Origin of the sequence: Sodalis ligni, assembly GCF_016865525.2 — a bacterium.
GTDB classification, from domain to species: Bacteria; Pseudomonadota; Gammaproteobacteria; order Enterobacterales; family Enterobacteriaceae; genus Acerihabitans; species Acerihabitans ligni.
This window is the reverse complement of sequence record NZ_CP075169.1, coordinates 3,147,054-3,163,294: the sequence shown is the minus strand read 5'-3', so window position 1 is coordinate 3,163,294 and position 16,241 is coordinate 3,147,054. Positions and strand designations below refer to the sequence as shown.

The window sequence follows — 16,241 nt, the reverse complement described above, 5'->3', positions numbered from 1 at the left end:
GTCAAAAGTTCCGGCTGAATTGGTTGATCAAGTTCACAAATCTAATAAATTAAACAGACCAATGTGGTATTTTTACCAAAATTGGTATGATATCTATCGCGATCACATCATAGGCACCACGGGATCCGACATGATCCCGATGGCTCTCTTTATTGCCCTTTCTGTCATGGAGAACACATGGACACCAACATAGCCACCGCCGAACTTCCCGCCGCCATTTCACAGCCTGCCTACGATCGCGGCATGCTGCGCAGCCGTATCGTCCATCTGGGATTCGGCGCCTTTCACCGGGCCCACCAGGCTTTATTGACCCACAGGGTTTTATCGCTCGAGGGTGGGGATTGGGGCATCTGTGAAATCAATCTGGTGGGCGGCGAGGAGCTGATTAGCGCTTTGCGCCAGCAGGACCATCTGTATACGGTGCTGGAAAAGGGCGCCGAAGCGAGTCATGGACATGTTATCGGGTCCGTACATGAATCAATGCATCCCGCTTTCGACGGCATGGAAGCGGTACTGGATAAACTGGCCGAACCCCAGGTGGCCATCGTCTCGCTGACCGTAACCGAAAAGGGCTATTGCATGCTCGCGGGCGGCCGTCATCTCGATTTAAACAATCCCATGATAGCCGCCGATTTAGCCGCGCCGCAAAATCCCTCATCCGCTCCGGGCGTTATCGTTGAGGCGCTGCGCCGCCGCCGGGAAAGAGGCCTGGGGGCGTTTACCGTGCTGTCGTGCGACAATATTCCGGAAAACGGCCATGTGGTCCGTCATGCGGTGCTTGAACTGGCCCAGGCGCAGGACGCCGGCCTGGCGCAGTGGATAGCATCCTCGGTCACTTTTCCCAATACCATGGTGGATCGTATCGTGCCCGCCGCGACGCAGGATACGCTAAATGACATCGCACGGGTGCTGGGGGTCCGGGATCCCTGCGGTATCGCCTGCGAACCCTTTATCCAATGGGTGGTGGAAGACAATTTCGTCGCCGGCCGTCCGGCGTGGGAAAAGGTCGGCGCCGAGCTGGTAAAGGAAGTCTTGCCTTATGAAGAGATGAAGCTGCGGATGCTGAACGGCAGTCACTCGTTCCTGGCCTATTTGGGTTACCTGGCCGGCTACCAATATATTGACGCCGCTATGGGCAGCGATACCTATCGCCGGGCTATCCGCGCGCTGATGATGAATGAACAGGCGCCGACGCTGAGTATCACCGGCGTGGATTTAGCCGCCTATGCGGATCAGTTGGCTGAGCGGTTCACCAACCCGTCGCTGCGCCACCGGACCTGGCAAATCGCCATGGACGGCAGCCAGAAACTACCGCAGCGCATGCTGGATCCTATTCGCTGGCACCTGCGCCGCGGCGGCCGTTTTGATTTCCTGGCGCTTGGCGTGGCGGGGTGGATGCGCTATGTGAGCGGTGCGGATGACAGCGGCCAACCCATCGACATTCGCGATCCGCTGCTGAACGATATCCGCGTGGCCTGCGACGCCGGCGCCGACGGAGCTGAACGGGTAAAAGCCTTGTTGTCTCTCGAGCATATTTTCGGTACAGACCTGGCGGGAGAAATACATTTTGTCCAGAGTGTGACCCGAGCCTACTTGCTGTTGCAGCAGCAGGGTGCGGAGAAAACCGTTAGCCAACTGGTGCAAGAGGGTATCCGCTAATCCAGGAGCGTTAGCCAAGCCGCGGGCGTCAAAGCGGCAAAAAACAGGCAATAATTCCAAAGCGTGGAGAGCGAGGCATATAACGGTCCTGGAACCCGTTATGATAGGAAATGCAGTCTGATCTTCTTAGGGGAAAAGCGCTATGGGAAAAAAATATTCATCGCTGCAGATGGGTTTCCACTGGATTATCTTCATTTTGATCGCCACCGCCTACGCCGCCATGGAGCTCAGAGGATTCGCCCCCTATGACAGCGCCCTGCGAAAAGGGATAACGACCTTGCATTATACCGCCGGCGTCAGCGTACTGATCCTGATGGTACTGCGCATCCTGGTGCGTCTTGCCGCTCAAACGCCGGCCATTGTTCCGCAACCGCCGCGCTGGCAGATGATTCTGGCACACCTGGTACACGGCGTGATGTACCTGATGTTTGTCTGCTTGCCGCTGCTCGGGCTGCTGACGCTCTATTTTGGCGGCAGGGAGTGGGTCTTTTTCGGTTATGCCATGCCGGTGCGGGATATCCCGGACGCCGATATGCAGTCCCGGTTGCGCGATATCCATGAGCTGATTGCCAACACCGGCTATTTTATTATCGGCCTGCACGCGGCGGCGGCGCTGTTTCATCATTATATAATGCGGGACAATACCCTGGAACGAATGCTGCCCGGCAAGCCCCGTTAAAAATAAGGTTCCGGCGAAACATTATCAAATTCTTTAATCAATCGATGCACCGCGGGTAATTTGGTTATTGTTCATCGGCATTATTTAAGTGATACAATCACTTCCTTAAATTGAACATAGAGTAACGAAATGAAAGTGTTAACTTTTGGTGAAATGATGCTTAGATTGAAACCGCTAGGCAACAATCGCATCATTCAGTCGGATGTTTTAGAAGCAACCTATGGTGGTGCAGAAGCGAATGTCGCCGTATCTTTAGCCCTCCTGGGCAATGACGCTGCCTATTTGACCAAGCTGCCGGGCAATCTGCTGGGAGAAACCGCATTGTCCGCGTTGCGTAAATACGGCGTGGATACCACAAAAATTTTACGCGGCGGCAACCGTCTGGGCATTTACTTCTTTGAAAAAGGCGCCAGCGTACGTTCCAGCAATGTGGTGTACGATCGGGCAGGCAGCTCCTTCGCCGAAGCTGCCCGTAATGAGTTCCAGTGGGAAGAACTGCTCAGGGGCGTTGATTATTTCTATTTTTCGGGCATTACCCCGGCTATTTCATCTGAATTAGAGCAGGTTGTTACTGACGCCTGCGTGTATTGCAAAGCGCATAACATTCCGGTTGTGTGTGATATGAATTACCGCGGCAAGATGTGGTCCCCCGAAAAAGCCCAGGTGGTCATGTCCAAGCTGATGAATTATGTCACCATTTGTATCGCCAATGATGAAGATTTCGAAGCGACGCTGGGCATTAAAGCCTTCGATGGCGATATGTCCCACGGCATAGAGCAAAAAGATTCATTTAAAGCCGGTATGCTTGCCGTCACCAAAAAGTACCCTGGCTGTAAAACGGTGGCCAGCGTCCTCAGAAATATCCATTCCGTGGAAGAAAGCCAATGGATGGGATTATTGCTTAAAGACGGCGAGTTTTACGAAACCACCCGCTACAATTTGCACGTCATGGAAGGCGTTGCCGCCGGTGACGCGTTTGGCGCCGGTTTAATGCATGGATTGCTGCACGGTTTTGGCGCTCAGGAAGACATTGATTTTGCCATTGCCGCCAGCGTATTAAAATTGACCGTCAGCGGCGATTTAAATCTGGTGCAGGAATCTGAAATACGCTCAGTGATGAAAAAGGGCGGCGGCGCCAGCATGAGCCGGTGAGTTATTGCAAGGATTGACTCTTTAGCACGTCATCCGTACTGTTTAATGCGAAAGAACAGAAGGGGATACCAGCAGGTATCCCCCTAATAAATGTCGGACGGTCAAGCAGAGAGTGTTGTGATTTCTTTGAGTGCTTCAAAGGTAAACTGATATAGCCATTCATGGTTGTTCCTGCCAAAATTTTTCAAAAAATGCTTTTTCCTCGCCGCACGCCTAAAACAAAAAAAATTCGCTAATTTTATTTCGATAAATTCCGATTAAGTTAATATTGGCCCCGTCCCCGTTATTGGGGCATCGTGATTATTGCCTATAAGTCCCGCCGGTATACTCGGCTTGAGGTGTTCATATCAGGGCAGCAAGGGTTGCTACTCAGGCTGTCATAGACTGATGATCCTTAGTTCGATTAAAACACAGCAATTAAAAAGGAGCGTGTAGTGCGATCATTTCAATTAGGGAATTTTGCAATTACCACTGTCATTGCCTGCTCTTTGAGCGGATGTGCATATCGAGGCAATCAACCTACTGGGCCAAATATCACTGCTCTAGCGATAACTCTGCATCTTGAAAAGACGAATCCTACAAAAGTAATGAGCAATGGAAGGGCTTATGGCGATGATGAAACTGGATCATGATGTCGCACCTGCGGCAGGTGATTATGCATTGTTCGAATGGGCGAATGTCAAAACCACTGGAAATGAGGATCAGGACTATCTTAAAATAGTCACAGCAACGCCAGGTAATAGTATGTGGGCATATACCTTTTATCATCAGAGCTCCCATGATCTTTTAAATAAAATAATCAATGAAAAACGTATCCAAATGATATCCATAGAATTGGACCTTGGGTAGAAGTGATGGATATTTTTTAAATACGCTAGCTAAGCCGGGTGAGGTCGATAGAATATATAATGATTATTCGCGGATCGTCAAAAATGGGGCTAATCACAGTGAGCGAAAAATATTTAAAATAACTTGTCTTATGCGGCAGAAAATAAAGATACGTTTGGTCAAATATATATGAATATATTTGACCAAAAAGCTAATGTTGTTGATCCGAATGAACAATACATAATGAAAAATACTAGAGTTAGAATAGAGATACATCCCACTAATAAAATAGAAAAAGCCATACAAAATCAATTAAATAAATTACCGTTCAATGAGGATGTTTTATACTCGAAAGAGGGCAATTATCAAGGGCATTGGCATTAAAATTAGGCATTCATAGTGCTTACTACACAGAGGATGAAATAGTTCGTATGATAGATACCAGTCTTGCACGATGCCATAGCATAGCCGAGCGTACATATAACCCCAAAGCCGAAGAGTTGTGCGGTCAGGAAATAATCCAAACAATACCGAAATGGGTTAATGAAGCTGGTATCTATCTACCATAACGCATTCAAATCTGTTGCCAAAGAGATTGTGCAGTCTGGGAAAATGCGTTGTTTATCTGCTGGACTAGATTAATGGGTACGGTAAATCTTTACACCTAAGAGCCGGTTCCGACTGAGATGCGGAGTTTTGTCTTGACCATCATACTGTACTGCTTTTTCGATGGTAACTGTCTATAGAAAAGAAGTCGTTTCCCTGTATTTTTATTCATGGCGTGAGAAACGCGACGCGTTTGATCCGCGGCAGCGCATGGTCCTGCTGACCGAAAGTCCTGTATAGGGCAATATTAATGTCGTTATTGTGAAAGGAACCGGGGATGTCGGTAAAAGATACGCTGTTGGCGCTGTTGGTGGTGGTCATCTGGGGCGTTAATTTTGTGATTATCAAGGTTGGCCTGCACGGCATGCCGCCTTTTTTACTGGGCGGTTTGCGGTTCCTGCTGGTTGCGATTCCGGCCGTCTTTTTTATACCGGCCCCGAAAATTCCCCTTAAATGGCTGGCGCTTTATGCGTTAACCATCAGCTTCCTGCAGTTTGCTTTCCTGTTTGGCGCCATCAATATCGGCATGCCCACCGGCATCGCCTCATTGATTCTTCAATCCCAGGTTTTCTTCACCATTATTCTGGGCACGTTTTTCCTGTCGGAAAAAATCAAGGCCATGCAGATTGTGGGTACGCTTATCGCGGCGGCGGGTATAGGGGTACTGGTTGAGGGCGGCATGACCAATACGCTGTCCGCCATTCCGCCGCTCGGGTTGTTATTGACACTCACCGCCGGGCTATTCTGGGCGTTTGGTAATATCAGCAATAAAATCATTATGATCAACTCGCCCAAGACGCCGATTCTTTCTCTGGTCGTCTGGAGCGCACTGATACCGGTTATTCCCTTTTTATTGTGTTCCTGGATATTTGAAGGGCCTAAAGCCATCGTTGACAGTATCGTCAATATCAAGGCGCCCACGGTATTTTCACTGATTTACCTGGCCTTTATTCCCACCATTATCGGTTACGGCTTATGGGGTAACCTATTGTCCCGCCATGAGACCTGGCGCGTGACGCCGTTTGCGCTGCTTGTGCCGGTTGTGGGACTCACCAGCGCCGCGTTGATTTTGGGTGAAATGCTCAATGGCCTGCAATTTATCGGCGTTGCCGTCATTATGCTGGGGCTGCTGATTAATGTTTTCGGCCCCCGCTTGATGAACCGAAAAGCGGCGCATCAGATTTAATATCCTGACACTTCTGTATAGAATGGTATCAATTGGTTGTTTATTGCATCACATGATTTTTTGCTATATTGGCAGGTGATAAAAAACCGCTTAAACATTATTGATGCTCTTTGGTAGATATTTAAATTCATATTTCTATAGCATCCATTATGCAAAGTTGATTTGTTATTAATCCCTTTATAAAATAGGGGGTTTACGGTAACAAAAAAATGAGTTTCAGTAAAAGCATTGCTCTTATGGTATATGGCTTTTGATCGAAATGTTTTGATACCATTATCGGCTGTTTAACATACATACTGTCCTGGTAAATCGCGCCGGCGGATTGCGTGAGCATCCTTCCGGCTAACAGCAGAATTCTCTTAGTTCCCCCTTTGGTGCATTCATCTCAATATGGATTTCTGTTATATTGACGTCCAGATCACTAAATACCTTATAGGACGATACCGCTCAATGATTAACCGATTCGCCCTGGCCGCTATTGCGGCTGCCTTTGCGCTGACAGGCTGTGCAAATCAAGCGGCCAATAAATCCGCTTCTGATTTTTCCGCCGGTGAAACCCTGGTCACTATTACTGATGTCCCCACAACGGCCTCCGATGGCTCGACCGTATACGTCACCGTTGACGGTAACGACGCAGCGGCACTGATAGGTGGAGAAAGCGTATCGCTGCATGTACCTGCAGGCAAGCATCAGATCGGCGGCTATGCCCGGTCGCTGGTCGGCCATGTCACCATCCCTTCGGTTCAGGTCACTACCACACCCGACAGCGAGAAGCATGTCGTTTATACGTTAGTGAACGGCAAACCGGTATTTGCCGAACGGGATGACGCCGCGAAATCAAAGAAGAAGACAGCTGCGGCAACACCTGCACCCACCCCGACACCGGCAACTACCGCAACGCCGGCAGCCACCACAACGCCGGCGGCCACCACGACGCCGGCGGCCACCACGACACCGGCGGCCACCACGACACCGGCGGCCACCACGACACCGGCGGCCACCACAACGCCGGCGGCCACCACGACACCGGCGGCCACCACGACACCGGCGGCCACCACGACACCGGCGGCCACCACGACACCGGCGGCCACCACGACACCGGCGGCCACCACGACACCGGCGGCCACCACAACACCGGCAACCACCACAACACCGGCGGCCACCACAACACCGGCAACCACCACAACACCGGCGGCCACCACAACACCGGCAACCACCACAACGCCGGCGGCCACCACGACGCCGGCGGCCACCACGACGCCGGCATCACAGTGATAAAAGATTGCCGTCAGGTCTCTTTTCCATTGTCATGATCTTCTGCGGCGCATCCCCGGTATGCGCCGCTGTCAAATATTATCGCGCAGGTATCAAAACCGTAGATAAGGATTTGCCGTGACGTGCGCCAATGATGGCATCACCGTCAACAACCATGACGCCGTCAGCAACAACGACGATACGTTTTTACATACCCGATTGCTCACCAGGGTACGGTTTTTCCAAGATAATCAAGATAATGCAACCCGGAGCGCCCCTCGTGCGCCTCGATGGTGCCTATCAGTGCCGGAATGCTTTCTTGTATGCTCAAACGTGCTTCCGGTCCCCCCATGTCCGTACGTACCCACCCGGGCGCCATAAGCAGCAATGTCCGGGAATCTCCGCTGTGCCGCGCGGCAAAGCTGCGCATAAACATGTTCAGCGCTGCTTTGCTGCCCCGATACACCTCGTAATTACCGTTTGTATTATTGGTGATGCTACCTTGTCCTGAAGACATCACGCCAATGGTCCCGGTGGGCGCAACAAGACCCTGCAACGTCTCGATCGCCCGCATCGGGCTCAGAGAGTTCGTTACCATCACCCTGATAAACTCATCGGTGGAGACGTCCGCTATGGTTTCGCCATCGTTATTTTTGACGCCGGCGTTCACAAACAGCAGATCAAAACGGCGATGTGCCAGTCGTGCGTGTAATTCATTGACCTGGCGGGGGTCCGTAATATCCACCGTCTCAACTTCCAGCAGGCTGGGAAACTGTTCAGCAATCTGGTTAAGCCGGTCTTTCGAAGAATCACGCCCGGTTGCGACCACCTGCCAGCCGCGCTGCAGATACTCCACAGCCATAGCAAAACCCAGGCCACGGGATGCGCCGATGAGAAGAGCCGTCTTCTGCGTAGAATGTGTTGTCATCAATCATTTCCTCATGGTTTGCGCCTGGTGGCGATGACTCCGGAATCAAGGCCATCTTTGGCTGGTGATTTCATCGGATTTTACCATGCTTAATACCAGGCGGAAGGCGCAGCATCCGCACTGTTAACATGCATCAGACGCCTTTGATCCTTTTTCAGGCCAGGATACAATGCGGTATGACTGAACCAGACCTCAATTTACTCATTGCCCTTGATGTGCTTCTTGCCGAGGGAAGCGTGGCCGGCGCTGCGCGCCGTCTTGGATTAAGCGCCTCGGCAATGAGCCGAACCCTCGGCCGTCTTCGCACCGTAGCCGGGGATCCGTTACTGGTCAGGGCAGGGCGTCACATGGTGTTAACGCCTCATGCCGAAGCGCTACGCGAACGCGCTCAGCATGCCGTGGCGGAGGCTCGCGCCATACTGAGTCCCTCCACGGCAGAACTGGATTTACCAACGCTTGCGCGAACCTTTACCCTGCGTACCAACGAGGGTTTTGTGGAGGTTTTCGGTCCTTTGCTTATCACCCAGGCGGCGTTAATAGCGCCTTCGGTGCGTCTGCGTTTTGCGCCAAAGCCAGAGAAAACTTCATTGCCTTTACGCGAAGGACTGGTTGATCTTGAGATAGGCGTCTTGGGGGAAATGGGGCCGGAAATACGTTTACAAATGCTGTTCAAGGACCGGTTCGTGGGAATTGTAAGAAAGGGCCATCCGTTGACTCTGCTGCCTGAGGTGACAGCCGGGCAATATGTTTCTTTCGGGCATGTTGTCGCTTCCCGCCGCGGACGGATAAGCGGACCGGTAGATGAGGCACTGGCCGAATTAGGGTTGGAACGGAAGATTGCTGCCGTGGTGCCGAGCTTTTCCGCCGCGCTGGCTGTGGCCATGGCGTCAGATTTGGTGGCGCTTGTGCCGAAATCTTTTCTTAAAAATCAATGTATTGACAATGATGGCGTAGCTTCCGGCACGCTCTATGCCTTCGAGCTTCCTGTGAAAACCAAATGGATTACGGTATCGCAGATGTGGCATCCGCGTTCAGAAGTTGATCCGGCTCATCGCTGGCTCCGGCAGTTGGTGCTAAGCGTTTGTCGCCAGCGGTCACCGGAGCTGCATAACGGTTCTGCTTTAAAGACCCAGGTGCGCTGAATTCAGGCCCGCTGTGAACGAAAAGAAACAGAGTGGAAAAGATCAATTTAACGGTGCGCTACGTGAAATCTGCAAGGAAATGGTAGCCAGTTAGTTTCAGATTTCACGTATCGTCATCATAAGAGGAGGGTGTTTTGACTGATTCGCACGGGCTTTTATCAGTTCTTCAAACCATAGATTCAATTTAACATAATATACATTATACGCACCAATCAATAAAGCAGAGGCAAATTTGTTATGCTGCTTTTAAGCTGGTTCAAGGTCACCGGATATGACCGCGGGCGGACTCTGGATCCCACATGTCCGCCGCTAGCCCCGTATTTATCAGCCACGTCATTGCAGCGACTGGCGCGGCGAACCAAGGCGCTGACATTCCATTTAGTTGTTTGTTCCTGGCTGATCGCCATGCTCCTCCAACTGCTGCACGTCAACAAATACGCCGTCAGGGTCGTATTCCAGCCGGAGCCTTTGCAGTTGCTCCCAGTTCTCAGCGGCGAAGCACCTGCTGGTCTCGCCGGCCCTGGTCTCAAGATCGTACTCATTGATATAACTGCTGCGGGCAATCTCCTGAAGCTCGTCATACATCCGTTTTAACCAATTTCGATTCATACTGTCATCTTTCGCATCGTTCCATTGGGCATAGGTCGTTACAAAAAACTTGCCGTATGCCGAAAATGCTGCTTGCGGATAGGTGGTCACACCCCGCCAGAGAATCACTGCAAGGGTACGCTGGGAAGGCGCGTCTGAAAAATACCGGGATAGGATGGAAACCAATTCCTGCGTGTTATCTGTAAGGATATTGTCGGCACAAAACCTTTTTGATGCCACCATGTTGTTGAACTGCTCGTAAATGGCCTCGAAGTTTGAGGGCTGATCGATGGCCAAGGCTGTAAGTGGCAGCTCCAGGCTGGTTTCAAAAGATTCGCGTAGCGCTTGCGCTTGTTGTGGGCTATCGGCAAACGCCAAGATATTTAACAGCGCTGCTGGTGTGCCACCCGATGTCGGGGGGCTGACAGACACCATCGCCTGAAGATTTGTAGGAGGAGATGCGTCTTCAAACCTCGCCAATAAATCGTGCAAATGCGTGAAAGGTAGCGTGTATAAGCTGTTGGTTATTACCCGAGGCAGTGAGTAGCAGCTGAGGTAAAAACGGGTCACAACAAAAAACGAACAGGGTCCAGCGCCACGGGCGGCCCAGAACAAGTCTGGCTCCTGGGTTTCGGAAACATGCCGTAGACGACCGTCCGCGGTGACAATGTCCAGGGCTTGTACGTTGAATACGCTCATCCCTCCCCATTGGCTACAGTTGATTCCGAGCCCTCCCCCCAACAGGAATCCGCTGATACCCACATCTTTTACATGCCCTGTGGGAAAAGCCAAACCGTGCAAAGCCAGTGCATGACTCAATTGACCGCTACTGACCCCAGGTTCAACGATGGCGCGCTTGCGCCGGCTATCGATATCAAGTCCCTTCAAGCCGGAAATGTCCAACATCAGCGTATCAAAGCGAAGAAAACAACCGGAATAGTTGTGCCCACTGCCACGTACGCTCACTTCCATGCCTCGCTCCTGGGCAAATACAATCGCGCGAATCACATCGGCCTCAGTCGCGGCGCGTACTATTACCGCAGGTCTACGTGTTGGACCTCGACTTTTCCAGGCACTGGTGAGATACCACTCATCAAAGGCGGGATGCGAAGCAAGACGAACCTCGCCATCCAGTTGCGAAGCCAGCTTCAGTCGAGACAGAGAAGTCTGCGTAGCGGCGGATATTCCCAGATCCTGACTGATGATGGAATAGAGTCGTTTCGGTTTAAACCCCAAGTGAGTCTTGATGCGGGAATTCAAGCGGCCGCACTCGATAAGATTAATTCCTCTTTCGAATGCATAGCGATACACGGCAGACGCGCCCAGGGTGTAAGGGCTGAAATCGGAACTCTCATAATCCATGCCTGCCGACCAGATATGGAGAGCGCCATCTTCCTCGAAGCAGATAAAGCCGCTGACAATTTGCCCGTTCTGTTCTACGACGCTAAGGCGAACCAGATCGCCGCAAAGACGGCAAAAAACGGCCAATTGTGATTCTGGCCAATAATGGGGCGTTCCCAGCCGTTTGGCGGTCGGATAACACAACAGGGCCAGTTTCTCAATTTCATTATCAAAGGGAGGAGCAAGTATTCGAACTCTCGCATCGCTGCGGTTAAAGATACGAAGCTGGCGTACCATTTCGTAACGCCCGTACTTGGGCAAAGACTGCACAAAACTGTCAAAATCCGGAAAAGCATCCAGTTCGATTGAAAATTTATCCACCATGTAGTTTATCTCTAGCCCATAACGTTGAGCCTCACGCAAGAGCACACCATCCTGTACATTGAGAAAACAGAAATAACGCGCCTGCTCAGCCTGTGCGATACCCGTAAGAGCATCGAATATTTGGGCATACAGACTAGGGTATCGCCCAACATCGGTATTGTGGTGTCCGTACAATGTATAAAATGACTAAATAGTCCGCGCTCTTCAGATTCTATCGAGAGCTTAGCGGAGGAAACCAATAACCTTAACGGATCAACGGACCGAAATTCTTGAAGATAAATCGGGACCAGAGCAACCAGCCTTCCCTCGTCTCGCGCAAGCAAATAGAAGATTTTAATGACGTTTAACAAGGGTGACTGCTCAGTCGCGATAAGAAATCGCAGATCGTAAAATATGGGCGCCTTGCTTTGAAGAAAAACGCGCGATACTCAGCCGGATCTAGGTCTTTAGCACTATTGAGAATATCAAGGGTGGTCGTCATTAAATCCTCCATAGTTTATCGGATTGGCAGATAATTTGACTGAATGGCATAACCGTAACAACTTTGTACTCAAGTTGACTAAAATAGGCTGGCAGATAATTCGGTGGATTGGATATATTTTGTAGCATACATCTTTCATGTGGATCTTGATCAGCATCTCATCATCACCAATTCTAAAAAATTGGAACATCCCCCTTCTTCAATCTCTTTTTACAGTTATAATATTTTTTCTTTAATATGTTGAAGCGTACTGATATAAATAGATTATCTGACGACAAGACGCCGTATTTTCCGCGACGATATGAGAGCCTGATATAATTCTGTTTTGCAAAATAGCCGCATTCCTTATATAAAGAATATTAATCAGGTTAAAAATCTTAATATTGAATAGTGGATCCCGATACTTATATAATGGCGGCAGGTCGCTCGCTACCCTACTCATTCGCAAATCCTGAGGCAATAAAACCAGCAGTTAAAAAACCTGAATATACCGATTTATGAAATAAAATAAACCCGCGCTCAGGCAGGTTTATACGCTTCGTCTGCAATGGCGATAAAGGCTTAATTTAAAGACGGAGCGTTCCGTTAATCAACGTGCGCACCTCGCCGCCTATCCAGACCTCGTCATCAACGAAGCGTACCGAAATCCGTCCGTCACGCTCCAATGCGGTACCCTGCCGGGCAAGATATTTTACCGCTGTGTTGCCGCCATCGGGAAAACCGGCGCTTTTCAGGATGCGCGCCAAACAGGCATTGGCGCTGCCGGTAACCGGATCTTCCACCAGGGTATGATGCTCAACCATAAAAGCCCGAACCTCATAATCCGCCGGACCGTTCGCCTCATGCAAACCATACACCGCGACGCCATTCACATTGAGTACCGACTGTAACAATTCAATTGCCGCCAAATCCGCGGCGATATCCAGACAGGATTGTGCATCGGCCATGCGCACCATCAGCCAGCTTACTCCCATGTCGGCGATCGTCGGCACGTCGCCGGGTAGGATCGTACCGCCCGGCAAGGCTTTTTTTAGCAGCGCCTGTTGCTCGTCGGATATTGGCTGGAGTGTAACGGGCGGTGCGGCGAATGCCAGTCCGTCATCGCCTTGCAATTTTACCCGCACCAGTCCGACCCCGCACTCCTGCAATAAAAATCCAGGCCGTTTGGGTTTCAAGCCCGCTTCCAGCAAAGCATGGGCCGTGCCCAGGGTCGGATGCCCGGCAAAGGGCAACTCTTTATCGGTGGTAAAGATTCTCACCCGGTAATCCGCCGCAGGATCCACGGGCTTAAGCACAAAGGCGGTTTCGGAAAGATTGGTCCAGCGCGCAATAGACGACATCTCGGCGTCGGTCAACCCTTCCCCATCCAGGATCACCGCCAGAGGGTTACCCTTTAACGGTTTGGCGCTAAATACGTCGACTTGTTTAAATTTCCGCGGTTTTTGGGTGCGAATTTCCAATTTTTTCTTCCTAAAGAGAGCTTAAATTATGTTTATGCTTTTTTTTTACTGAGCCTGAGCTCACTTTCCTTTACAATGATTGTCCTTGCCATCCTCAGGTAAATATTTATGCCCATTCCAAAGCTGACGCAGCAAGACATGACGGAAAGCGAGCAACGCCAACTGAAGACTTTACTTGATAAGGCCCGTATAGCACAGGGTCGTCCGCTGACAAACTCTGAAACGAATCATATCAAAGATGATTATATCGACAAACTCATGGCGGAACGGGAAACGATCGCCAAAAAGGCCAGGGCCGAACATAAAAAGAAAAAACTTAAGCCTGATATCTCAGCAACTTATGAATGGACTTCCAATATGCATACTCGTGGTCGCCGCTGAATTTCTCGGTACGGATATGTCTTGAAAAGCAGGCCAACGCCCCGGGGCGCTGGTCTAAGGTGAGAAATGATTTAACTCGTTTCATTGCGGACGATTCTTTTAGTCGTCTTTCAAACCGCGATAATTAAGCATCGGTTCGATAGCGGGAATTTTTCCACGCCAGTTCACATAGAGCTGTTCCAAATCCTGGCTATTGCCTCGGGATAAAATCCTATGGCGAAAATCCCGGCCATTTTCCTCCGTCAGCCCTCCCCGCTCCTTAAACGCGTCGAATGCATCATCCGCCAGCATTTGTGTCCACAAGTAGGCGTAATATCCCGCGGCATAGCCGCCGCCCCAAATATGCTGAAAATAGCTGGAACGATAGCGCGGCGGCACATAAGGCAAATTAACGTTATCCCGATCCAGCGAGGCGGCTTCAAAGGCGGCAACATCCATATCCGGCCGGGTTTCTTCCAGAGTATGCCAATGCATATCCAGCAGAGCGGCCGCCAAGAGTTCAGTCATGTCATAGCCCTTATTGAATCGAGACGCTTTTTCAATCTTTTTCACCAGGACATCGGGCATGGAATCTCCGGTTTGATAATGCCGGGCGTAATGGGCAAAGATACTCGGTTCATCGGCCCAGTGTTCATTGAACTGAGAGGGAAATTCCACGAAGTCCCGTGGCGTGGCGGTGCCTGACAGGCTGGGGAACTCCTGGTCAGCGAACAGACCGTGCAGGGTATGGCCGAATTCATGGAACAGGGTAACGACATCATCCCAGGACAATAGCGCCGGCCCGCCGTCCGCGGGTTTACTGAAATTGGCCACGTTGTAGATAACCGGTCGGGTGCCGAGCCGGGTGGACTGATCGGCAAAATTGCCCATCCATGCCCCGCCGCCTTTATTATCGCGCTGAAAATAATCAGTATAAAACAATGCCAGCGGGGAGCCGTCTTCATCAAGGATCTCATAGACCTTGACATCCGGATGGTAAACCGGAATATCGGCGCGTGGCGTAAAACTGATACCGTACAACAGGCTTGCGGCGTGGAATACGCCCTGTTCCAGCACCTGGTTAAGCGGAAAATAGGGTTTTATTTCGGCATCATTGAGATCGTATTTATTTTTACGTACCCGATCGGCATAAAATTGCCAATCCCAGGCGGCCAGCTCAAAACCGCCCCCCTGCCCGTCGATTAAAGCCTGAATATCAGCCGCCTCCCGGCGAGCCCTTGCCGTGGCTGCCGGGACAATCTTGCGCATAAAGTCCAGCGCCGCCGCCGGCGTTTTGGCCATTTGATCTTGCAGCGCCCAGCTGGCGTAATCGGCAAAGCCCAGCAGTCTGGCCTGCGCAGCCCGTATTTGGGCCAGCCTGAGGATGATGTGCCGCGTATCATGCTCATCGCCTTTTTCCGCCCGGCTGATGGACGCTTTAAAAAGCGCCTCTCGGGTATCGCGACGGCTTAATGACTGCAACAATGGCTGCTGGGTGGTGTTTTGTAATACGAGCAGCCATTGATTTTGCAAATGGTGTTCATCGGCCGCGCGCCGCGCGGCGGCAAGCTCGGCGGCGGTCAACCCTTCGAGCATTGCCGGGTCCGTTATCGCCAGCGCGCCTTGACCGGCGGCATCCAGCAACAGATGGGTAAAGCGAGTGCTTAATGTCGCCGCTTCCTGATTGAGCAGCGACAGCTGCTGTTTGTCCGCGGGGGACAATTTCGCGCCTGACAGCAGGAAATTTTGGTAGGTGATGTCGATAAGCCGTCGGGATTCCGCGGAGAGGGACAGCTCGTTGCGGCCTTCATATACCGTCTGCAAACGGTTGAACAATGCGCTGTTAAGCTTGATGGCATCGTTCATGGCCGCCAGTTTAGGCGATTGATGTTCATCAATCCCTCGCAGCGTGTCGCTGGTATTGGCGGAGGCCATCGCCCCGAAGATACTCATTACCCGTTTTAGTAGTAATCCGGACTGTTCCAGCGCGGCATAGGTATTTTCAAAAGTGGGGGGCGCAATCTGATTTGCTATTGCATCGACTTCAGCCAGATAGGCCCGGATCCCCTCTTCTATTGCCGGATTATAATCCTCTTCCGAGATCAGATTAAACGGCGGCGCTTGATATGGCAAGGTGCTGGCCTGAAAAAACGGGTTCTGGTAGCGCGGTTGTTGCGTCATGCTCGGCTCCTG

Annotated in this window: 13 protein-coding genes and 1 pseudogene; 8 read left to right on the top strand and 6 right to left on the bottom strand. The window is 51.1% G+C overall.

What is annotated here, in order from left to right:
- Positions 1 to 177: 177 nt before the first annotated feature.
- The 6 genes from GTU79_RS14695 (at position 178) to GTU79_RS14670 (ending at position 6,110) form a co-directional block, all read left to right on the top strand.
- On the top strand, positions 178 to 1,659 hold the full coding sequence (locus GTU79_RS14695) for a mannitol dehydrogenase family protein (RefSeq protein WP_203521381.1): 1,482 nt from the start codon (positions 178 to 180) through the stop codon (positions 1,657 to 1,659).
- 142 nt (positions 1,660 to 1,801) lie between these two features.
- Positions 1,802 to 2,338 carry a cytochrome b561 gene (gene cybB / locus GTU79_RS14690; RefSeq protein ID WP_203521382.1) on the top strand — a complete coding sequence of 179 codons (537 nt, stop codon included), beginning with the start codon at positions 1,802 to 1,804 and terminating at the stop codon, positions 2,336 to 2,338.
- A 129-nt stretch (positions 2,339 to 2,467) separates the two neighbouring features.
- Complete coding sequence (locus GTU79_RS14685) at positions 2,468 to 3,490, top strand: sugar kinase (protein ID WP_203521383.1); 1,023 nt, start codon at positions 2,468 to 2,470, stop codon at positions 3,488 to 3,490.
- 606 nt (positions 3,491 to 4,096) lie between these two features.
- Entirely contained in the window at positions 4,097 to 4,339 is a 243-nt protein-coding gene (locus tag GTU79_RS14680) for a hypothetical protein (protein WP_214514104.1), read from the top strand.
- Positions 4,340 to 4,507: 168 nt separating this feature from the next.
- Positions 4,508 to 4,702, top strand: coding sequence for a hypothetical protein (locus GTU79_RS14675; RefSeq protein ID WP_214514103.1), 195 nt, complete (start codon positions 4,508 to 4,510; stop codon positions 4,700 to 4,702).
- 499 nt (positions 4,703 to 5,201) lie between these two features.
- Positions 5,202 to 6,110: an EamA family transporter gene (locus GTU79_RS14670; protein ID WP_214514102.1), complete on the top strand. Its 909-nt coding sequence runs from the start codon at positions 5,202 to 5,204 to the stop codon at positions 6,108 to 6,110.
- Between the two features lie 447 nt (positions 6,111 to 6,557).
- Here the strand turns inward: GTU79_RS14670 and GTU79_RS14665 are convergent, their stop codons facing one another.
- From GTU79_RS14665 to GTU79_RS14655, 3 genes are all read right to left on the bottom strand, one after another.
- Positions 6,558 to 6,836 (bottom strand): hypothetical protein, encoded by a 279-nt coding sequence (locus GTU79_RS14665; protein WP_214514101.1) that lies wholly within the window; start codon positions 6,834 to 6,836, stop codon positions 6,558 to 6,560.
- Between the two features lie 56 nt (positions 6,837 to 6,892).
- Complete coding sequence (locus GTU79_RS14660) at positions 6,893 to 7,363, bottom strand: hypothetical protein (protein WP_214514100.1); 471 nt, start codon at positions 7,361 to 7,363, stop codon at positions 6,893 to 6,895.
- Positions 7,364 to 7,587: 224 nt separating this feature from the next.
- Positions 7,588 to 8,292, bottom strand: a complete 705-nt coding sequence (locus tag GTU79_RS14655) for an SDR family NAD(P)-dependent oxidoreductase (RefSeq protein WP_203521388.1) — start codon at positions 8,290 to 8,292, stop codon at positions 7,588 to 7,590.
- A gap of 176 nt (positions 8,293 to 8,468) precedes the next feature.
- Here GTU79_RS14655 and GTU79_RS14650 point away from each other — a divergent pair, with 176 nt between their 5' ends.
- Positions 8,469 to 9,434 carry a LysR family transcriptional regulator gene (locus GTU79_RS14650; RefSeq protein ID WP_203521389.1) on the top strand — a complete coding sequence of 322 codons (966 nt, stop codon included), beginning with the start codon at positions 8,469 to 8,471 and terminating at the stop codon, positions 9,432 to 9,434.
- Positions 9,435 to 9,812: 378 nt separating this feature from the next.
- Here the strand turns inward: GTU79_RS14650 and GTU79_RS14645 are convergent.
- Together GTU79_RS14645 and GTU79_RS14640 are read right to left on the bottom strand one after the other, a co-directional pair.
- Positions 9,813 to 12,228, bottom strand: a pseudogene (locus GTU79_RS14645) (GNAT family N-acetyltransferase).
- A 566-nt stretch (positions 12,229 to 12,794) separates the two neighbouring features.
- On the bottom strand, positions 12,795 to 13,688 hold the full coding sequence (locus tag GTU79_RS14640; RefSeq protein WP_253073612.1) for a PhzF family phenazine biosynthesis protein: 894 nt from the start codon (positions 13,686 to 13,688) through the stop codon (positions 12,795 to 12,797).
- Positions 13,689 to 13,796: 108 nt separating this feature from the next.
- On the opposite strand from GTU79_RS14640, the gene GTU79_RS14635 reads away from it, so the two are divergent.
- Positions 13,797 to 14,069 carry a YjbD family protein gene (locus GTU79_RS14635; RefSeq protein WP_203521390.1) on the top strand — a complete coding sequence of 91 codons (273 nt, stop codon included), beginning with the start codon at positions 13,797 to 13,799 and terminating at the stop codon, positions 14,067 to 14,069.
- A gap of 99 nt (positions 14,070 to 14,168) precedes the next feature.
- Here GTU79_RS14635 and dcp read toward each other — a convergent pair whose 3' ends face one another.
- Positions 14,169 to 16,229 (bottom strand): peptidyl-dipeptidase Dcp, encoded by a 2,061-nt coding sequence (gene dcp / locus GTU79_RS14630; RefSeq protein ID WP_253073611.1) that lies wholly within the window; start codon positions 16,227 to 16,229, stop codon positions 14,169 to 14,171.
- Between the last annotated feature and the right edge of the window lie 12 nt (positions 16,230 to 16,241).